The organism is Haloferula rosea (assembly GCF_016595525.1).
GTDB lineage: Bacteria > Verrucomicrobiota > Verrucomicrobiia > Verrucomicrobiales > Akkermansiaceae > Haloferula > Haloferula rosea.
This window is the reverse complement of sequence record NZ_JAENII010000006.1, coordinates 1-21,345: the sequence shown is the minus strand read 5'-3', so window position 1 is coordinate 21,345 and position 21,345 is coordinate 1. Positions and strand designations below refer to the sequence as shown.

Here is a 21,345-nt window from a genome sequence, read left to right as displayed (position 1 = left end):
GAAACTCAAACCCACCTTCAATATTGGTTTTCAGTGCATGCTGATCCATGATCGGGCATGCCCGCCGCCTCCTACACGTTCGCCCTGACGACGCAGCAGGCAGAAGTGCTCCGGGCGGTCTTGGAGCGCGACGGCTTCGAGTTCAGTGAGAAACCCTACACCCTCTTCGCCGCGAAGAAGGGCAAGCTGAACGTCTCCGTTTATGAGAAAGGCCCCAAGGTGCTCGTTCAGGGCAAGGAAACGGAGGACTTCGTGAAATTCACTCTGGAACCCGAAGTCCTCGGCGAAGCACGCCTCGGCTACGAAGAGGTTCACCAACCGGACATGTTCGAGCCCCACTTCGGGATCGATGAAAGCGGCAAGGGAGACTACTTCGGCCCGCTGGTCATCGCCGGGGTTTACACCGATGCCACCAGCACCCGCGCCCTGATGGATGCCGGCATCATGGACTCCAAGCGAATCTCCAGTGCGAAGCGGATCCGCACCCTGGCGAAACAAATCCGCGAGACTCCCGGCATCATCGAATCGGTGGTGGCCATCGGCCCGGAGCGCTACAACGAACTCCACACCTCATTCGGCAACGTCAACCGCCTGCTCGCCTGGGGACACGCCCGGGCCATCGCACGCCTCCACGAACAGCGCCCCGATTGCCCCCGCGCCCTGTCCGACCAGTTCGCTCAGCCAACCGTGCTTCAACGCGCCCTGAAGCAACAGAAGATCGACATCCAGCTCGACCAACGCACCAAAGCCGAGTCGGACGTGGCCGTCGCCGCCGCCTCCATTCTCGCGCGCGAGCGCTTCGTCGACTGGATGGACAAAACCTCGGCCGCCTGCGGCGTGACCCTGCCCCTCGGAGCCTCCGATGCCGTCATCGAGGCAGGAAAGCAGCTCGTTGAGCGTCATGGACCTGCGGCGCTCGACCGCGCTGCGAAAAAGCATTTCCGCACGACAGGGCGGATTCTTGAGGATTGAGGCGAGGCTGGCACGGAATCCGCATGTTTTTTGCAACTTTTCGCGGGACAAATGACCCCTCCTATGGTGTCCAATCCTCCCGCCGAGCGAAACCCGGCACCCTTTCACCCATGGCAACCATCACCAAGCGAGAGCTCGTCATCAAGATCAGCAACGAAACCGGTCTCACACAGTCCCAGGTTTTCGACGTGATCCAGCGCACGCTGGACTCCATCACCGACTCTCTCGCCCACGGTGACTCCGTCGTCATGCGGAACTTCGGCGCCTTCCAAGTGAAGGAAACCAAGGCCAAGATCGGCCGCAATCCGAAGAATCCCGGCCAGGACGTGCCCATCCCCGCCCGCGCCGTGGTGAAATTCAAGCCGGGCAAGGAAATGAAGGAGCAGGTCGCCGGCACGCTCCCTCTGATTCGCGAACGCGAAGAATCCTCCAAGGACTGACCCGCGCTCGGTGCTCGGAGACTCCATCGGCGGCTTTGCCCGATCCCAGCCGTTTGCCCGCCGATGAGGCCGCCTGACTGGAGCGGGCGCGACTTTGACTCGCCTCGTGCGGGCTTCTCCCATCATGGTCGGGGGCGATGAGTCGCTCCCACTCCCTCCTTTCGCTGGCCTTCGTGTGGGCCCTCGCCCTCGCGGGCCATGCGGATACCCGCCCGAACATCGTCATCCTCTTCACCGATGACCAACGTGCAGACGCCGTCGGCTACGCCGGAAACAAGGCGATCCACACCCCCCACCTCGACAAACTCGCCCACGCCGGCCTCATCTTCGACCAGTGCTTTGTCAACACCTCCATCTGTGCCGTCAGCCGGGCCAACCTGATCTCCGGTCAGTACCCCTCACGCCACGGGATCGATGATTTTCACAAGATATTCACCAAGAGCCAGCTTGAGCAATCCGTCCCTTCCCGCCTCCAGAAGGCAGGCTACCAAACCGCGTTCTTCGGCAAATGGGGGATCGGAGACTCCGCGCAGAAAACCGCGGAAGGCGCCGCCGTGTTCGACTACTGGGCTGGGCAACCGATGCAGACCTGCTTCTTCCACGAACCCGACTGCCGCTATGTCGGATTCGACGGGTTCAAGCGCCCGCTCGACGACCTGTGCGACTGCCCCGCCGATGCGGCAGGCAAGATGGGCTACCGGAACCGGATCGGCAGCGAAACCCTGAACGATCCGCTTCACGTCGACTCCCAGGTCACCCCGAAGAAGGTCGCCCACTTCCTCGACGGACGGGATGAAAAGAAACCATTCTGCCTGATGGTCTTCTTCAAGGCCCCGCACAGTCCATTCACCGACTGGGACCCTGAAGTCCGATCCATCACCGCCGGTCGACGACTTCCCGCGCCCGCGGCCGCCACCCTCGAGAATGCCGCTCGCGAACCCGACTTGATCAAGCAGTCGCTCGGTTGGCCATCGGGCCAGGCCATGCTCAAAAAACACGGCCGTCTCCAAGCCCACATGCGCGACTACTACCGCCTCGTCTCCAGCATGGACCTCGGCGTCGGCCGGATCATGGCCGAGTTGAGAACGCGCGGCCTCTCCAAAAACACCGTCATCCTCTTCACCTCAGACAACGGACACTTCCTCGCCGAACACGGACTGGCCGGCAAATGGCTGATGTATGAGCCATCCCTTCGCGTCCCCGGGTTCCTCCACGATCCGCGAGCCGAGGGAGGAAAACGCAGCGACCGGCTCGTCATCACCACCGATTTCTCAGTGACCATGCTGGCCCTCGCAGGTCTCGACATCCCACCGGACATGACCGGACGTGATCTGACACCCCTTCTCGCCAACCCGTCCGCACCCTGGCGGGAAGACTTCTACTACGACCACCCCTACACCCACCGCGGAGCGATTCCACGCACCGTGGGCGTGCGGACCGAGACCCACACCTACACACGCTACCCTGAATCGAAACCGCCCTTCGAACAGCTCTTCGATCTCCGCAGCGACCCCGACCAACTCGACAACCTTGCCACCAATCCGGAATACGCACCCCTCTTGAAGTCGCTCCGTCAACGATCGCACACCCTGGCTCAGGAAGTCGGACCCCGGTAGACTCAGGGGAATCTTGCATACCCCCTCGAGCGTCCAAGCTTCTCCTTCCAGCACCTTTGGAACTTGGCTGATCCCGGCCACCGCTCCAGTCTTCGCTCCATGAAACGGGTTGCGCTCCACTGGCAGATTCTTGCGGCACTGATCCTCGCCACCCTCACCGGAGTCTTTTTCCGCATCCTGTTTGGATCCGACGCCCCCGAAGGAACCTTCGTCTCACGCGCTCTTGAGTTCTCGAAGTTCATCGGCGATCTCTTCATGCAGGGATTGAAGATGATCATCGTGCCGCTGATCGTCACCTCGGTCATCAGCGGCATCGCCAGCCTGCAGGGAGTCAAGGGCTTCGGCCGATTGGGCGGCAAAACCTTCGCCTTCTACGCATGCAGCTCGATGGTCGCCGTCGTCACCGGACTGCTCCTCGTCAACCTCGTCCAGCCCGGACTGGTCGACGGCCAACCGAACGAAGTCATCCGCGCCGCCTTCGACGAGAAGGCCGCCGCAGCCAGCGATGCCGACAAGGCGAAGGTCGCCGAAGCCAGCCAGCGGAAAGCCGGCGATTTCCTCGATACCTTCAAGCTGATGGTTCCGGAAAACGTTTTCAAGGCGGCCACCAACAACGGCCAGATGCTCGGAGTGATCGTCTTCAGCCTGCTCTTCGCCATCGCCATCACCCGACTGCCAGCCGACGAAATGCGAACGCTTCGCGAGTTCTTCCAGGCTGGTAACGACGTCATGATCACCGTCACACGCTGGATCATGGCAGTGTCACCCATCGGGGTCTACGCGCTCATGTTCCCGGTGATTTTCAAGAATGGGCCCGATGTCTACGCGGAGATGCTGAAGTACTTCGGCACCGTCCTCCTTGCCCTTGGTTGCCATCTGTTCATCACCCTTCCCCTCGTGCTTCACTTCGTCGCCAAGGTGAATCCGCTCGATCACTTCCGCGCGATGCGCGACGCCCTGCTCCTCGCCTTTTCCACCGCCTCCTCATCCGGCACCCTGCCCGTGACCATGCGCTGCATCCAGGACAAGGCCGGCGTATCAAAGCGCACCGCCAGCTTCACCCTGCCCCTCGGTGCCACCGTCAACATGGACGGCACCGCCCTCTATGAGTGCGTGGCTGTCATCTTCGTCGCTCAGGTCATGGGCATCCAGATGGGCTTCGGGGAGCAATTCTTCGTCATCACCGCAGCCCTGCTGACCAGCATCGGCGTGGCCGGAGTCCCCTCCGCCAGCCTGGTGGCCATCCTTCTCATCCTGAAAAACAGCAACGTCCCCAATGCCGAGACCGCCGTGGTCGCCCTGCTCGCCGTCGACCGACTGCTCGACATGGCCCGCACCGCCGTGAACGTCTTCGGGGACTCCTGCGCCGCCATCGTCATCGCCAAGAGCGAAGGCGAAGAACTCTTCACAGGAAAGCCCGCGGAGGAGCCAGCCTGAGTTCAACCGTGGACCCGGAGTCCGCCCATCCCCTGCCAACTCACTCGTTGTCGCCCTCAGTGGTCGGATCATTGACCCGCCGCGCGATGCCCGCGGCATCAGTCAGATGCTGCAACTCGTCCGGAATCGCATCGGCCATCCACACCTTGCGCTGATCCCCACGGTTTTCCTCGATCCGGAACCGCCATCGACCGGCACCCGCCTCCTCGACGTCCACCCGGAAGTCAACCGGCTCCACTCCACCGTCCAACAAGCGGCTTCCGCCCTTCATTGCCAACAGAGCGGCTCCACGATCCGGCCCCAAGCCCGACCGAACGGCCGAGCCAAACGCATCGCGAGCGGACGCACGTTCTTCGACCAAGGGGTCGAGCACGAATGACACCGCCCCGTCCGCCATCTCGAGGAAGTTGGCGCTCGCCACCTCCGCATCTCGAACCTTCTGAAGGGCACCGCGCCACTGACGTTGCACCATCGACTTTTCAGAATCACTCAGCTCAAGCACCTCGATCACCGGGTCATCCGGAGCAAAGAAATCCCCCGCTGGTACCGCCACACTCCCCTTCCCCGCCAGCGCCTCGAGCGCCTTCAGGGAAATGCTCACCCGTGCATCCGCCGACCCGTCATCTCCCGCACCAGGCACCGCTGCGGCTTCATCCCGGCGAGGCACGATGACCATCGCTTTCTTCCTCAGTGGACGTGATGGCTCGGAAACGGTTTCCGCCTCATCAGGCACTGCGACCCGGGGAGCCGACCATCGGCCGACTCCCACCCCGATCAACAAGGCCAGGACCACAAGGATGGGTGTCGATGACTTCATCGACACCACCTTGCGGGATGATTCACTCGAAGACAAGGTAACCGACTTGAGTGGTCGTATGCTTTGTCTCGGAGTCATTCATCTGATCCTCCAGAGCATGCAGCCCGAGAGTGGATGGCGTGATCGGCGAGGCTCCGGAAAGGACCGCCCAGGCACCATTACCTCCATCCATGCCCGAAATACTCAGAGCCGCGGCACTCGCACTACCAAGTCCACCGCTCAGGCTGTAGGTATAGGGTGAGGATGAGTTCCCGAATCCCCGGACGGTATCCGCACCCAGGGCGGCTTCGTAGGCCACACCATCGATCGTTCCCGTTCCGGATTCGATCACGAGATAGCCGATCGTTTCAGCCACACGGGTCGCGTCCGGATCCTCACCGACATGCTTGCCGACATTCAGGTTCGAGCTGTTCGCCGGCGACTGGCGCGTCGCCCCCTGTGACCAGAACACCGACCAACCCGCATCGTTGGCACTCATGACCTGACCGACCACCACCGGGTTGGTATAGGCATTCTGATAGCTCCGCGATTCGACCGCCCAGTTGTTGTTCTCGGCAGTCACCGTCGAGTTGTAGGTCACGGCCTCCATCTTCACCCCGTGTTCCGCCACGGTGTAGACCCCTTCCTCCACGACGACCACGGACACATCCAGACTGGTGGCCGCAGTCTGGCCATCCGCCCGGTCGAGCTTGATGTCAAACCCACCGGCCGTGATGTTGCGGATCCGTGTCACCACCGGAGGCAGCGAGGTATTCGGATAGATCGGCGTCGCGATGATCACCGGCGAGTTGTAGTTCTGACCCAGAGCCACCGTCGTCCACGCACTGCTGCTCACACCACTCACGGTCGTGCGGACCAACTTCGGTGAATCATCCGGATCGGTGGTGAAACTTCCACTGCTCGTCCACGCCTCACCGGCGGAATTCACCGCCCGGAAGGTGAAGTAATACTGGGTTCCTGCGTCCAGACTCCCCAGTGAGGTCGAGCCGGCACCCTGAGCTTGGGCTCCAAGCGAAACACTCGATGCCCATGAACCGGCTGAGTTTCCACCATCGGACGTCCCATGGAACAAGGTGACCACCGGATTCTCGCCACCCGTATCAGTGACATTGAAGGCGAGATCGACACTGGAGGTGTCGACGTTCGATGCGCCGCCACTTGCCACCGCAGGCGGTGTGACTTCCATCAGGTCGTTGATTCCCACCGTCACCGCCGCCGTGTCGGTGAGAAGACCGCCGTCGACCACCTCCACCGTCAGCGAGTAGCTACCAAGGGTTTCGTAATCCAGGCTTCCAGCCACCGTCAGCACGCCGCTCCCGTCGATGGTGAAGGCACCTCCGGTGTTTCCTGCGGTGATTGCATAGGATAGCGCATCCCCGTCGTCCGGGTCACTGGCACTCACCGCACCCACCACGGTGCCTGCATTGCTGTTCTCATCGACCGAGAACCCCGCGTCAGCCACCGTTGGCGATTCATTCAGATCGTTGACCGTGACCGACACCATGGCGATGTCCGCGAGCAGGCCGCTGTCCGTCACCGTCACGGTCAGCACATACTGGCTGATGTTTTCGTGATCGAGCGAAGCCGTCGTCGTGATCAGCCCGTTTCCATCGACGGCGAAGGCATTGCCGCTGTTGCCACCGGTGATCGCATAACCCAGCACATCCCCCGCGTCGGGATCGGTGGCACTCACGGCACCCACCGAGCTTCCCCCGCTTGCATTCTCATCGATGGCAAAGACATCGTCGGAGACGGTCGGCGCCTCATTCACATCCGATACATCGATGGTCAGGGTCGCCGAATCCGTGAGCACGGGCGTGCCATCATCGCTGACCTCCACCGTGAGCACATACTGGTCGAGCGCTTCATGGTCGAGGGTGGCAGCGGTCAGGATATTGCCGTTCGAATCGATCGAGAAGGCACCTTCGGTGTTTCCACCCGTGATCGCATAGCTGAGGGAATCTCCCGCATCCGGATCAGAAGCACTGACCTGTCCGACGGTCGCGCCCACCACGGCATCTTCACCGATCGCGAAGGTTCCGTCATCGGCAACGGGAGCCGCATTGTTCATCGACAGCACCTCGGCGTCCGACAGCTCGCGCGAGTACACCCGGACATCATCGATGGATCCCGGGAAATACTTGTTGCTGTCGCGATTGTCATACCCGACCGACACCGCACGGGAGAGCAACGCCTTGACCGGCCCCGTCCCCGTGGCATCGGACGAACCATCGATGTAGATCGTGCCGTCGTCTCCCACACGCTTCGCCACCACGTGGTGCCAGCCTCCATCGTTCACCGTCGCGGTGCTCTTGATGTCGAACTGGAACCCACTGTTGTAGACGAAGAAGCTGATCGTTCCGTCAGCATTCAGATTGAGCACATACTCACCCTGGAATCCCGATCCACCCGGCTCACGCTGGTGGATGATCGCACCGGCCGGCGAACCCGGCGCCACCTTCACCCAGGCACTGAGTGAGAAGTCGCCCGTCCCGGTCAGCGCCGCGGCACTGCCCATCAGCACGCCGTCGTCGACTCCGTCGAAATCAAGCGCATTGCCATCCTTTCCGGAGGCGAACTGAGCGCCACTGACCACACCCGGATGGTTGTTGCCCGAATCATCCACGGCATTCGTGCCGGAGGATTCGTTGAAACGCCACCATGAGTGAAGTCCCGCATAGATGGGATCAGGAGCGTCGTTGACGTCGTCGGGATCCTTGCCAAGCGCCTGCTCCAACCCATTGGGGAAGCCGTCAGCATCTGGGTCTCCCGCACCATCCTGACCCGACGTCCCCCCGAAGTTCGCCAACTCCCAGGCATCGTCGAGGCCGTCCGCGTCGGAGTCATCTCCCACGACATCATTCACATTCACGGTGATGATCGCGGTGTCGCTGCCTTGCGGGGTGCCGTCATCCGTCACCGTGACGGTCAGCACATACTGCGTGGTCGTTTCATGATCGATCGACCCGGCCACCGTGATCGCACCACTGGCGGAATCGATGGCGAAGGCCCCGCCCGTGTTTCCACCGGTGATCGCATAAGTCAGGGAATCACCCACATCCGGATCAGAGGCCGTCACCGTGCCCACCGGAGTCGATGACGGGCTGTTCTCGTCGATCGCAAAGGTCGCATGATCCGCCACCGGGTCGGCATTCAGGGGATTGACCGTCACGGAGAAGGTTTCAATGGCCATCGAACCGTACCCATCAACGGCACGCACCGAGATATCGGCGGAGCCAAATCCACCGGGCGCATAAGAAATCGTCAGCTGGCCTCCTACGAGATTTGTCGTAACCAGAGACGGATTCGAATTCGCGTGAACCGCCAGACTCAGCGGATCCGCCGGATCGGCATCGGTGAAGACGGAAGACACTTCGATGACGGTGTCCGGAGAGCCCTCATCAACCACCACATCCTGAATCGAGGAAGCCACGACCGGAGCATTGAGCCCGACCGTCTTCAGATACGCGCCGTCGATCACCGCCTGGGTGATGCCGGGACCCTGCCAGCCCACCGCAAGGTTGTCGCCACCGCCGCCCTCTTTGTGGAGCACTTCGATGTAATAGGCCTGACCGGCAACAAGCGGAATGACCGCCGACTGCTGGCTCGAGAACTTGTCCCACTGCCTCGAACCGGTCCAACCGGAGACCGAAGCGATCTGGCTCTTTTTCGACTCACTGCGGTCCGTGCTGAGGAACAACTGGCTGTCATCGTCCGATGCCACCCAGAAGGTGTAGTCACCGGTCGCCGGAGCGATCAGATGCGCCGTCATCCGCGTGCCGAAACTGTCGGCGCGGTTGGTGGGAGCTTCGAAAAGTGAACGCACTTCCGACGCATCCGGGTTGTCCGGGAAATCAGCATCCCCGGTGAGGTTGCCGACCGAGCCGCCGGAGATCCCCGTCCAGGTTTCCATCAACACCCCGTCGGATACCGACTTCGACGGCCTCACATCGACCTGCACGGAACCCGTCACCGTGCCGCCGTTGGCGCTCAGATCGTAGAAAAAGAGGTCTCTTCCGGTGAATGTGGCATTCGGCGTGTAGGTCAACGTGCCATCGGCATTCGCCGTCACCGTGCCATTCGCCGGCTGGGTGAATCCCGTCACGGACAGCACCCCGGGGAAGGTCGAAAAATCATTGGCCAACACATCCAGCAGGGTCGGCGCATCCTGCACGACCACCGCCGCGTCATCGATCGCCGTCAGGCCGTCACCGAAGTCAGCGAACAGCAGGTAGGAACCACCCATGTTGCCATGACTCTGCTCGGCATCACCGATCTGATCTTCGACCAGACGCGCCGACACCATGTTGCCGCCCGCCGTGGGTTGCAGCACGGTCCAATAACCATTTTCCGATCCCTCGGTGCCCTGGGCCTGCACGATGGCTCCTGCCAGTTGCGGCATGCGGATGAAGTCATGGCTGGTTCCGCCACTGCTGACATGATTGAACCCGGCATAGGCATCATATCCCAGACCGCCGGCCTGGAAACGGGTGCCGCCAATCTGCATCGACCCCGCTTCCATGATCACATAGCCGAGGGTTTCGTTCGCGCGGGTGGTCACCGGGTCCTCTCCGACGTGCTTGCCCACCGCATAGCCAGTTGCTCCGCCGCTCGCCCAGAAGGTCGACCAGTTGCTGTCGTTGTAGGTCATCACCTGACCGAACATCACCGGGATGAAGTAGTGGTCCACGTCGTCATGCCCGAGCACGGCCGCCTGACCGACGAAGTTGCCCGCCGTGTCGGTGACGGTGGAATTCACCTTCACCGCCTCCATTTTTATGCCATGGGTCGCCTCGTCGTAAACTCCCTCCTCCACCGCCAAATACTGGACGGGGACGCCCTCGATGGCACCACTTTGGCCATCCGCCCGCTGAAGCATCACCTCGAAGCTGTTGCCAGCGGCGTTGCGGATCCGGGTCACCACCGGAGGTGAACCCGCCGTCAACACCGGTTGGGCGACCACGACCATCGACGTGTAGCTGCTGTCGAGCGTGACCGTCGTCCACGATGTGGTCCCCGCGTATGTCTTGCCCGTCTCCAGATCCGGGTAGTTCGCCGGGCTGGTGACCGTGACCTTGATCACTCCGGTGAAACTGTTGCCGGTCCCGTTGGCGACCGTGTAGGTGATGGTGTCGCTGCCCGTGAACCCGACATTCGGCGTGTAGGTCCGGGTGCCATCTCCGTTGTCCACCAGGGAACCATTGGCGGGCGAACCCCAGCCGGTCAGAGTGAGCGTGCCATCATAGCTGAAATCATTTCCGGTCGGATCACCAAAGGTAATCGGGCTGTCCTGCTCGAGCACCAGATCCTCACCGACGATCTCGATGTAGTTCCACTCAGGTAGCGCATCCACAGCAGCCTTGGCGCTGGCGGAGAAGCTGAGCTGCCACAACTCGAGGAAGGGACTGACGTCATAGCCCACTTCGTTGCCCGTCTGGATCAGCCATTGGTCGAGCTTCTCCTGATCGGTGTCCGCATCGGCCGAGGGAAGATTGCCAATCGCATGCACGATGTTCTTCAGCGATTCCCATCCGAATTCCCCCGCGATGATGTCGAAGGGCGTGCCCTTCACGTCGACTGCATAGTGGTTGAAATGCTGCCACAGGTTGTCGGTCTCCAGACGCAGGTAGTTGTTGATCCGGCCCACCGCAATCTCCTGCTTCCAGGCATACTTCGAAAGCACCTGCTGGGCGTATTTCCCGCCGAGGTTCGGCGAGGTCTCGCCGAATTCATAGAAGATGATCTTCCCGTTGTCGGCGTGGTGACCGTGCTCGTGCATGGTCAGCGGCTCGCCCGAAATCACCAGACGATGGGAGTCCGTGATATTACTACCCACACCGTAGGACAGCGGGAAGGCCGAAACCCCGCCGGCAGGTTGGTAGTCGTGATGAATCCGCAGTTCACGGCCCGTGTCGTAGTCATAGAAGTCCGCAATCGTCGCGATCAGCGGATTGTAAACCGACATCACCTCCACCGGATCGGCGAGAGTCCGGAGATACTGCTCCGACTCGATGACAAGCACCGTGGAATCACAACGCAGCACCCCGAAAGGGGTTCCCCGGTCGCGGATGCCATTGGTCCAGTCGGCATTGCTGTGCTCGCCGAGGACGAAATACGGAGCTTCCACGGCACCATCGACCTGGACACTGTGACTGGTCGCCCATTCTACGCCCGAAGGGGCCACGAACATGAGCAGTCCGCCATGCGGGCTCCCGACCTCGACCGTCGTGCTGTCGACCTCGAAGGTCAATTGCTGGTAGGGCATCGTGTAGTAGTTCGAGTCCCCCGTGTCGGTCCTCAGGTGACCGATGCGCACCTGCATCCCGATGCCCGCGAGCGCGGCCGGCACGGTGATGTCGACCGGCTCCCCGGGCGCCGCGTAGAGCCCGGTGTCGATCAGGCGGTAGGCGTGCCCGACCTCGGTGGGATCGAGCGTCACCGAGGTATTGACCCGTGGAGCACTCGGACTCACGGGAAGGGCCGCGCGGTGGGCGACCATGTCGGCCACAGGCTGGCTTTGAAGGAGCTGGCCTTCCCGATTCAGCAGCGCCTTCTCGAGCGAATCGCTAACCGGCGTCGTGGGAGTGGGAACGAGGGTCGCGATCTTCGACCAGAAGACTTCATCGAGCCGCGCCTGAAGCGTGTCGTCATCGGCGAGGACCTCATTGAGGCTGTCAAAAATGCCTGCCGCCCGGTCCTTGTCACCACTGGAATAGCTCGCCGGGCTCTCCAGCACGGCCACCACGTCATCATCGGTGATTTCACGAGTGGCACGGTTGATCGATTGGAGACCACCACTCGGCCAATTCTTCACGAAGCCGATGCCGACATCCCGCAGCACGCGGTTGCCGGGGATGTCCGGGGTGTGCTTACCCCACCACCAGCTGTATCCAACTCCGTAGTCGCACAGGAACAATCCCCCACCCGCCTTGGTGAAATCCCCGACTGCATCCTGAATCGCCTGCGACGCATTGTTACCCATCCATGTCACGCAGACATCGGCGGTGGCGAGTTCGGACACCACATTGCCACTACTGGCCACCACCACATTGGTGAAGCCGTTGTTGGCGAGAAAGGTGGAGGCGCTGACATTGAAAGTGACCACCTTGATCGTCTTGTCGGTCGTCCCGGCAAGCCAGGTCATCGTGTTCAGGTAGTAGCTGCCAGTGTCCTCCGTGGCACCGTAGTTGTCCATGTTCAGCCACTGGTGGTCGCCCATGGCCACCACACGTCCCGCACCCATTGTCCCCGCCACGATCATCGGCCGTCTCTCGTCATTCCCGGAGTAGTTCGAGACGATCACCGCCGTCGGGCCCCAAGCCGTCATGTGACCCGGTTGGGTCGGATCCGCGATCGTCGCCACCCCGGCAAGCAGGGCATCCCGCGTCGACGTCGGGTTGATCGAAGCATTCACCGACACCGCCACGGTTCCCGTCACCGTGTTGCTGCCATCGCTCACATCGTAGGTGAAACTGTCATCACCCGTGAACCCGGCATTCGGCGTGTAGGTGAACGATCCCCCGCCGTTGGCCGTCACCACCCCGTTGGCTGGTGTGCTGGTCGAGGTGATCGACAGCGGATCGCCATCCGCATCGGAATCGTTCGCAAGGAGGTAATCCGTGGTCACGCTGCCACCCTGCTCGACGAGCAACCGATCAGCCTGAGCAACGGGCACCGCCGCATCAGCCGACAATACTCCCAACCCGCCCAGTACGGACAAGATAGGGACGAAAGACGAACAGGTTTTCATATTTGTCATGTTTTATGGGTTTTCGTGACTATTAAGCCACCATCCTTGCAGTATCATCCCATCATTTGGCAAGCCTCGGCTTCAAAACGCCCCGTTTTTTACCGATCCGCAGGCCATCTCTAACGAATCGCTACAATCTCAATCACCTCGCATCGAGAGAGCCTTCGTTCGGCATCACGCTTTCACGTCGATTCCCCAGCTTCCCGGCCCAGCAATTGCTTTGACCCACGGCAGCGCATTCCCTAAAGCCACGCGCGCACGGCAACAGCCCGGAAGACCATGGAACCGACCATTTACTACACCAAGACCGACGAAGCCCCCGCCCTCGCGACCTACTCGCTGCTTCCCGTGATCCGGAAATTCACGGCTTCCTCCGGCATCCAGGTCGAACTCAGCGACATCTCGCTCGCCGGACGCATCATCTCCTCGTTCCCCGAAGTCCTGACCGCAGAACAGCGCATCGACGATGCCCTCGCCTTCCTTGGCGACCTCACCCAGGACCCGGCGGCAAACATCATCAAACTCCCCAACATCAGCGCCTCCATCCCTCAGCTGAAGGCCTGCATCGAAGAACTCCAGACCAAGGGCTACGCGCTTCCAAACTACCCGGAAGACCCACAGACCGACGCCGACAAGGCGATCAAGGAGCGCTACGACAAGGTCAAGGGCAGTGCCGTGAATCCCGTCCTCCGCGAAGGCAACTCGGATCGCCGCGCCCCCAAGGCCGTGAAGGAATACGCCAAGGCCAACCCGCACTCCATGGGGGCGTGGTCCGCGGATTCCAAGACCCGCGTCGCCACCATGGGCGCCGATGATTTCCGCTCCAGCGAGAAGTCGGTGACCCTCAGCGAGCCGACCACCGTGCGCATCGAACACGTCGCCACCGACGGAACGGTAACCGTCCTCAAGGAGTCCACCCCGCTGCTCGCCGGCGAGGTGCTCGACGCCACACGCCTCAGCAAGAAGGCCCTCCTCAAGTTCCTCGAAGCACAGATCGCCGCCGCCAAGAACGACGGCATCCTCTTCTCCCTGCACATGAAGGCCACCATGATGAAGGTCTCCGACCCCATCATCTTCGGTCACTGCGTGCGCGTCTTCTTCAAGGACCTGCTCGAGAAGCACGCCGACACCCTCGCCCCACTCGGCATCGACCTGAACAACGGCTTCGGCGACCTCGTCGCAAAGATCGCCGACCTGCCGGAAGACCAACGCTCGGCGATCGAAGCCGACATCAAGGCCGCCTACCAAGCCGGCCCCGACCTCGCCATGGTCAACTCCGACAAGGGCATCACCGGACTCCACGTGCCGAGCGACATCATCATCGATGCCTCCATGCCCGCCATGATCCGGACCTCCGGCCAGATGTGGAATGCCGATGGCCAACAGCAGGACGCCCTCGCCGTCATCCCCGACAGCTCCTACGCCGGCGTCTACGATGCCACCATCGAGTTCTGCAAGGAACACGGCGCCTTCGACCCCACCACCATGGGCACCGTGCCGAACGTCGGCCTCATGGCCAAGAAAGCCGAGGAATACGGCTCCCACGACAAGACCTTCGAAGCCCCTGCCGATGGTAGCATCCGCGTCGTCGACACCGCCGGCACCACCCTGCTTGAGCACAGCGTCGAGGAAGGCGACATCTGGCGCGCTTGCCAAACCAAGGACGAGTCCGTCCGCGACTGGGTGAAGCTCGCCGTTTCCCGTGCTCGCGCCACCGGTGCCCCCGCCGTGTTCTGGCTCGATGAGACCCGGGCCCACGACGCCGAGCTCATCAAGAAAGTCCAGGCCTACCTGCCCGACCACGACACCGAGGGCCTCGAGCTTCCCATCATGTCGCCCGTCGAAGCCACCAAGTTCACGCTTCAGCGCCTGAAGGATGGCAAGGAAACCATCTCCGTGACCGGCAACGTCCTGCGCGACTACCTCACCGACCTCTTCCCCATCCTCGAGCTCGGCACCTCCGCCAAGATGCTCTCCATCGTGCCCCTCATGAAGGGCGGCGGCCTGTTCGAAACCGGTGCCGGCGGATCCGCTCCCAAGCACGTCCAGCAGTTCGAAGCCGAAGACTACCTGCGCTGGGACTCCCTCGGCGAATTCCTCGCCCTCGCCGTCTCGCTCGAACACCTCTCCGAGGCCCTCGACAAACCGAAAGCCAAGGTGCTCGCCACCACGCTCGACGAAGCCACCGGCAAGTTCCTCCTCGAGAACAAGTCACCGACCCGCCGCGTGGGTGGCATCGACAACCGCGGTTCACACTTCTATCTGACCCTCTACTGGGCCCAGGCCCTCGCCGCCCAGGACGACGATGCCGACCTCAAGGCCGAGTTCACCCCCATCGCCGAAGCACTCGGCGCCAACGAAGAGAAGATCGTCGCCGAGCTCATCGCCGTGCAAGGGAAGCCCGCCGACGTCGGCGGCTACTACCAGCCGAATGAAGAACTCGCCTTCAAGGCCATGCGCCCGAGCGCGACCCTGAACGAGATCATCGGGTAAGAAGTTTCCTTCCAAGCCCGCGTCTTTGCGACGCGGGCTTTTTATTGGAGCGCGCGACTCCAGTCGCGCGTCGAACCCACCAACCCACTCCAACCAAGGGGCAGGGACCGAAGAGCCAGCAACTAAGCGCCGTCAGGATCTTCGGAGCGCGCGACTCCAGTCGCGCCGAACTTCCAAGGTGCCTCGATGCGCGAGTGGACTCGCGCGCTCCGATCTGCTAGATCAACGGGATCGAACCAGATTCCCCATCCAAGGGTTGGCATCGGCGAGGCTATCTCCCTCACCTCGACATCCCCAATCGAGCCCAAGGGATCACCTTCCGCTTGGCGGACTCAGTGCCGAGAAAGGTCATCGCCCGCTGGAAGGACGAACTCTCCAAGATCGACGATGAGCAAGCCCATGCGCAGATACGAAAGCGCATCAGCGAATACGAAGATGCAGGCGAAGGCGCGTGCTGGTTACGGGATTCATTCAACGCCGAAATCGTCCAAACTGCACTGAAACACTCAGACCAAGAACGCTACAAGCTCCTCGAATGGTGCATCATGCCTAACCACGTTCACGCCCTCATTCGAGTCCATGAGAACCATTCGACGGAACAAATCGTGCGTTCCAGGAAGAACTTCACTGCGAGACGAATCAACCAACATATCGGCAAACAAGGCCGCCTCTGGGAACCTGACTACTTCGACCGCCTGATCCGTGACGAAGAACATCTAGTCCGCGCGACACGCTACATTCGCATGAACCCCGTCAAAGCCGGGCTATGCAAAGCTCCCGAACACTGGCGCTGGAGCAGCGCATGGACTGGCCACTAGGCCGGAGCAGTTTAAGGACTGGCCGCTAGGCCGGAGCGCGTGACTCCAGTCGCGCCGAACTTCCAAGGCCCCTCGATGCGCGAGTGGACTCGCGCGCTCCATGCGTTTTCCATTGCCGGGAGGCGGGCCGAGTCCTCACCATCGCTACCTCAGTATGGACCACCCCATCGGCGCCCCATCTCCTCCCCGCGCATGGGCAGAGATCGACCTCTCCGCCCTTCGACATAACCTCGAGGTCGCACGGGAAATCTCCAGCTGCGCCGTCATGGCCGTGGTTAAGGCCGGTGCCTACGGCCACGAACTCGAAACCGTCGCCCGCACCCTGGCCCAAGCCGACGTTGCCTTCTTCGGCGTCGCCAATGTCGGCGAAGCCCGTCGCATCGCCGATGCCGGCGTGACCACCCGCATCTACCTGCTCGGAGCTACCTGGGCCGACGAACGCGCCGAGATCGTCGCACGCGGATGGACGCCCTGCCTTTCTTCCCTCGATGAAGCCCGCGACTTCGACCAGCTCGCCCAGGCCGCCAACGTACGCCTGAAAGTCCACCTCGCCGTAGATACCGGCATGGGTCGCGGTGGCTTCGTCGCCGACGACCTCCCTCACCAGATGCCGCAGCTTGAAGCTCTCGACGGAATCGAGATCGAAGGCCTCGGATCCCACCTCCCCTCCGCCGATGAGGACGAAACCTTCACCCGTGAACAATTCACCCGCTTCACCAACCTCGCTCAGGCACTCGGCGGTCGCGACCGCTTCAAATGGATCCACCTTTCCAACAGCGCCGGGCTGCTCGGCTACCCAAGCTCCCCCTGCAACCTCGTCCGCCCCGGCTTGATGCTCTATGGCATCTCCCCCCTGCCCAAGTTTCAGGACAAGCTCAAGAACGTGATGAGCCTCAAATCACGAGTCACCCTGATCCGCGAACTCCCCGCAGGTCACGGAGTCTCCTATGGCCGCACCTTCATCACCCAGCGGCCGACCCGCGTCGCCACCATCGGCATCGGCTACGGCGACGGCTACCCGCGTCACCTATCCGGCCAGGGCGCCGAGGTCTGGATCAAGGGCCACCGCCACCCACTCCTCGGCCGTGTGACCATGGACCAGATCATGATCGACGTCACCGACCATGCAGACATCGAAGTCGGCGACGAAGTCGAAGTCTTCGGCCCCCACCTTCGGGTCGATGAAGTCGCCGCGAAAGCCGGCACCATCGCTTGGGAAATCCTCACCGGAATCACTCCACGAGTCGTTCGGGTCCATCACACTGAGTAGCCAGGTTCGGTCCACCTTTAAGCGGTTGGGTGAGACGCCGGGTAGAGCGGAGATGGTTGGCTACGTTGTGACTACGTTCTGTTCCTGCGAGTTCGCCCGCTTGAAATTGAATCGAGCCAAGCACGTTCCATCCATCTTGCTTTTTCGAACGCCGGTCAGAGCCCGAAAGCCGCTGCCGAAAAAACTTAAAGACCACACAGCCACACCGCGTATGGGAATGGATCATGGAATCCACCCAATCAACAAGGCATCCATCCTCCAACCGCCGACACAGTACCTTTGTCTGGGGTTTGGTCACCACCGCAATCCTCTCCATGGGTTCTTTGACAGTTGCCGACAATTCCGAGAATCGTCCTGCTGGTGGGACGGAAGAGGCCGACACCTGGGCTCCAAAGAGCGAAGAGTTGAAACCTCTCTTCATCGACATTCCGGAATTCGATGAGTACCCGAAGGATAAACAGGAAGCATGCCGCGAACTCCCCAATCTGATCACCCATGGATTCTTGTGCTACGGCGTGAATCCGAAGACCGGCAAGGCCTACAGCGGGCGCGTTGAGTTCAGACGCGCTGACGACAAGTATCATCTCGTCGTTAAGAGGCAGATCGGCGATCGTGTCGAGTGGGGCGTTGCACGTTTTCTCTACGTAAGAGGAAGCTCCGAACCAGACGCAAAGCACTCACTTCGCTTGCTCGTAGTCCGGTGGAAGTCTGAGGACGAAGTTCACACCATCCGCTACGAACACATTCACCACCTCAATTCTGATCCGGAGAGCAAGTTTGTGGGTGCCGGCGAAGCACTTCACGAAACGCTCGTCATGGACTCGCTGTAGGAGAACGAGCGAAGATCCGAATCGGATACGTGGCAGGTTCCAACCGTCACCACCAAGATCACCCGGCATGCGGATCCGCATCAGCGGTTCCAATTCGTCACGCCACCTCCGGAGTACCTTTCGGCCCGTTCGGATCGCGAATGGCGACCCGTTGTTTTTCCAAGGCAGGGAACCCTTCGGACATCCTGTCACGCCAGTGTCATCGCCCGAGCACGAGGCCATGAAGGCGGAGTTTGGAGAAGCACGGAGCCTCGGGCGGAGATCATCCCCCTGAAACATAGCTGGAAATGATGGACCAGCCAGCGCCGTCGCGGCGGTGGATGCCCAGAGGGATCGCAAGGAACGCACACCACACTTCGTGGCGAGGAGGACGTCACAACGCCGAGATCTCCATCCTCTCGTGAGCTGCCACGAGAAAGCGTGAGGCAGCAGAATAGCAAAATATGCGGAGTCCTGCGGAGGCGCGGGTGAGCTCTCGTGGCAAAGTGGGTGTAAAGGAGATATAGGATGAAAAGGTGTCTGCCGCGCAGCTCGCGGGCAGCAGTGGCCGAGCGCATTCCATGGCTCGTCACGCCCCCCGCCAAGGGCCTCCGAGACGCCAGGAGGTGCTCGAAGGCCCAAGCGGAAGAACAGGATCACGCCTCGATCCTCCGCTCCCTCCTCATCGCCCCTGCCGGGCCGGTGCCGAACCTGTCCGGCCCCTCTCTCACTTCAACCCACCCCATGTCATGAAGGCTCCCTCCCATTCCCTGAAGCACCCCCTCCCTCCCCTCCGCTCCACCCTCCTGTGGCATCTGCTCATCGCCTCCCTCGTCGCCATCATACCTCTCAAGGCCGCCCCCTACCCATTCACCGATGACTTCGAATCCGGCGGCAGTGCCTGGACCATGGATGGCTCATGGGGCATCCACACCGGAACCCATTCCTCACCCGCCCATGCCCTGACCGATTCATTCGGGAGCTACTACTTCAGCAGTACCGACACTTCGGCGAGCATGGCGGGCGACATGGACTTCAGCGGTGCCACCCGTCCGACCCTCACCTTCCATCACTCCCACTCCCTTGAGCAGGGCTACGACTTCGGCTATGTGGAAATTTCGACGAACGGTGGAGCAAGCTGGTCCACGCTCACCAGCTTCACGGGCTCGGAGGTCATCATGCACAAGGAGCAGATCGACCTCTCCCCCTATGTCGGTGAAGCCACGGTCCGCCTCCGCTTCCGACTGTTCACCGACGCATCCGTGGTCTTGGACGGCTGGACCATCGACGATGTGGTGGTCGCCGAGGCACCCACTCCAGTCATCCTCTCCTCACCCACCGCCCCAGGGATCGGCCGGAATCACGTCGATCTCGACTGGACATCCTCCACGGATCCCGACTTCGCCGCCTACATCGTGATCCGTGCCCTGAATGCCAGTACCCCTTGGCAGGAAGCCACCGAGCTGACCCGGATCACCCATCCCGCCCAGGTGGCATGGACGGATCCCGCCTGCAGCCCGAAGACCCACTATCACTACTACGTGGTTGTCGAGAACACGCTCGGTCTGCGCACTCCCAGCAACCTTGCCAGCGCCCTGACCCTTCCCGGCATGGACTTTCCGTTCATCGATACCGGTGAAGGCGGTCCGGCCACCTGGATCGCGGATGCCCCATGGGCACTGACGGAAGAAGATGCCGCCAGCGCAACCCACAGCTGGTCGGACTCTCCCGGTGGGGACTACTCCAGCGGTATCGCCGGCCAGGCACTGACCCTGTCCGCACCCCTCGACCTTACCGGCACCAATTCTCCCGCTCTCTCATTCCTCCATCGTTTCGCTCTTGGCAGCGGCGACAGCGCTCAGGTCGAGGTGTCGACCAACGACGGAGTCTCATGGAACACGCTGGCCAGCTTCACCGGCAACTCCCCGGGTAGCGGGTGGCAACCCGTCGGTCTCTCGCTCGATGCCTACAAGGCCTCCTCGGTTCTCGTCCGCTTCCGGCTCACCACCGACGCCACCGGTGTCGCCGATGGTTGGCACCTCGACGAGATCTCCATCGCGGAATCCCCTGATGCCATCAATCCCCCTCTCGCGAGCGAGATCGGATCCTCCTCGGTGCGCGTCAGCTGGACCGCCAGTCCTCACCCTCAGGTCGTCAAGTACCTCGTCATGCGTTCCCCCACCTCCGGGGTCGGTCTTCACTCAACCATCGCAGGAGAGGTGGCTGCCGATGAACCCATGACCTTTGTCGACACCGGTCTCTCCCTGGACACCGACTACTTCTACCGGATCTTCGCGGTTACCAGCTACCAAACCTACTCGGCTCCCTCCGCGTTCGAGCTTCCCATCCATACTCTCAGCAATCCAGCACCATGGAACGAGGACTTCGAGGCTCCACTCGCCAACTGGGTTTCCGGCGTCAGTAGTGGCACCGACCTTTGGGCAGCAAGCTCGGAGGATTCCCATGATGGCACCCACTGCCTCACCGACTCCCCCAACTCCTCCTACTCCGCCAGCCAGGATACGTGGATGGAAACTTCCGTGGATCTCAGTGCCGCCGACTGGCCCATCCTCACCTTCTGGGACCGCCTCGATCTCGGCACGGGTGACTGGGTTCGAATTGAGATCGAGTCTCCCAACTATCCAAGCGTACACGTCTACGGCGCCTACGAAGGAGGACATGATGCGTGGCAGCAGCAGCGCATCGACCTCTCACGCTGGGTCGGCTCAACCAACGTGAAACTCCGCTTCAGGTTGTCCTCCAACAGCGACGGGAACCTTGGAGCAGGTTGGAAGATCGATGCCCTTTCAGTAACTGAGAATCCTGAAAAGGACACGCCGGCCACCCTGCCGATCGAAGAGGACTTCGAGTCCGACATCCAGCAGAACTGGCTCGCCGCCGGCTGGCACACCGAGACCGATCC

The 21,345-nt window shown here is 61.7% G+C and carries 11 protein-coding genes; 9 read left to right on the top strand and 2 right to left on the bottom strand.

What is annotated here, in order from left to right; translation table 11 throughout:
- The first annotated feature begins 57 nt into the window (after positions 1-57).
- The 4 genes from rnhC (at position 58) to JIN81_RS09270 (ending at position 4,465) form a co-directional block, all read left to right on the top strand.
- On the top strand, positions 58-972 hold the full coding sequence (gene rnhC / locus JIN81_RS09285) for a ribonuclease HIII (RefSeq protein ID WP_200278664.1): 915 nt from the start codon (positions 58-60) through the stop codon (positions 970-972).
- A 110-nt stretch (positions 973-1,082) separates the two neighbouring features.
- Positions 1,083-1,412, top strand: coding sequence for an HU family DNA-binding protein (locus tag JIN81_RS09280; RefSeq protein WP_200278663.1), 330 nt, complete (start codon positions 1,083-1,085; stop codon positions 1,410-1,412).
- A gap of 137 nt (positions 1,413-1,549) precedes the next feature.
- On the top strand, positions 1,550-3,028 hold the full coding sequence (locus tag JIN81_RS09275; RefSeq protein ID WP_200278662.1) for a sulfatase-like hydrolase/transferase: 1,479 nt from the start codon (positions 1,550-1,552) through the stop codon (positions 3,026-3,028).
- A gap of 99 nt (positions 3,029-3,127) precedes the next feature.
- Positions 3,128-4,465 (top strand): dicarboxylate/amino acid:cation symporter, encoded by a 1,338-nt coding sequence (locus tag JIN81_RS09270; RefSeq protein ID WP_200278661.1) that lies wholly within the window; start codon positions 3,128-3,130, stop codon positions 4,463-4,465.
- Between the two features lie 40 nt (positions 4,466-4,505).
- Here the strand turns inward: JIN81_RS09270 and JIN81_RS09265 are convergent, their stop codons facing one another.
- The gene (locus tag JIN81_RS09265; RefSeq protein ID WP_200278660.1) at positions 4,506-5,282 is read right to left on the bottom strand and encodes a hypothetical protein; all 777 of its coding nucleotides are present in this window, start codon (positions 5,280-5,282) and stop codon (positions 4,506-4,508) included.
- Positions 5,283-5,304: 22 nt separating this feature from the next.
- Positions 5,305-13,002 carry a cadherin domain-containing protein gene (locus tag JIN81_RS09260; RefSeq protein ID WP_200278659.1) on the bottom strand — a complete coding sequence of 2,566 codons (7,698 nt, stop codon included), beginning with the start codon at positions 13,000-13,002 and terminating at the stop codon, positions 5,305-5,307.
- 309 nt (positions 13,003-13,311) lie between these two features.
- Here JIN81_RS09260 and JIN81_RS09255 point away from each other — a divergent pair, with 309 nt between their 5' ends.
- From JIN81_RS09255 to JIN81_RS09235, 5 genes are all read left to right on the top strand, one after another.
- Positions 13,312-15,525: an NADP-dependent isocitrate dehydrogenase gene (locus tag JIN81_RS09255; protein WP_200278658.1), complete on the top strand. Its 2,214-nt coding sequence runs from the start codon at positions 13,312-13,314 to the stop codon at positions 15,523-15,525.
- Between the two features lie 323 nt (positions 15,526-15,848).
- The gene (locus JIN81_RS09250) at positions 15,849-16,343 is read left to right on the top strand and encodes an REP-associated tyrosine transposase (RefSeq protein ID WP_234044640.1); all 495 of its coding nucleotides are present in this window, start codon (positions 15,849-15,851) and stop codon (positions 16,341-16,343) included.
- Between the two features lie 154 nt (positions 16,344-16,497).
- Positions 16,498-17,613, top strand: coding sequence for an alanine racemase (alr, locus tag JIN81_RS09245; protein WP_234044638.1), 1,116 nt, complete (start codon positions 16,498-16,500; stop codon positions 17,611-17,613).
- A gap of 314 nt (positions 17,614-17,927) precedes the next feature.
- Complete coding sequence (locus JIN81_RS09240; protein WP_200278656.1) at positions 17,928-18,443, top strand: hypothetical protein; 516 nt, start codon at positions 17,928-17,930, stop codon at positions 18,441-18,443.
- A gap of 728 nt (positions 18,444-19,171) precedes the next feature.
- Positions 19,172-21,345 (top strand): fibronectin type III domain-containing protein (locus JIN81_RS09235; RefSeq protein WP_200278655.1); only part of this gene is annotated, 2,174 nt, incomplete at its 3' end.

What these genes read in the sequence shown, in the direction of transcription:
- JIN81_RS09265 (WP_200278660.1), bottom strand. Translation starts at nt 5,282, where the DNA reads ATGAAGTCATCGACACCCATCCTTGTGGTCCTGGCCTTGTTGATCGGG.
- alr (WP_234044638.1), top strand. Translation starts at nt 16,498, where the DNA reads ATGGACCACCCCATCGGCGCCCCATCTCCTCCCCGCGCATGGGCAGAG.
- JIN81_RS09280 (WP_200278663.1), top strand. Translation starts at nt 1,083, where the DNA reads ATGGCAACCATCACCAAGCGAGAGCTCGTCATCAAGATCAGCAACGAA.
- rnhC (WP_200278664.1), top strand. Translation starts at nt 58, where the DNA reads ATGCCCGCCGCCTCCTACACGTTCGCCCTGACGACGCAGCAGGCAGAA.
- JIN81_RS09270 (WP_200278661.1), top strand. Translation starts at nt 3,128, where the DNA reads ATGAAACGGGTTGCGCTCCACTGGCAGATTCTTGCGGCACTGATCCTC.
- JIN81_RS09255 (WP_200278658.1), top strand. Translation starts at nt 13,312, where the DNA reads ATGGAACCGACCATTTACTACACCAAGACCGACGAAGCCCCCGCCCTC.
- JIN81_RS09240 (WP_200278656.1), top strand. Translation starts at nt 17,928, where the DNA reads ATGGGTTCTTTGACAGTTGCCGACAATTCCGAGAATCGTCCTGCTGGT.
- JIN81_RS09275 (WP_200278662.1), top strand. Translation starts at nt 1,550, where the DNA reads ATGAGTCGCTCCCACTCCCTCCTTTCGCTGGCCTTCGTGTGGGCCCTC.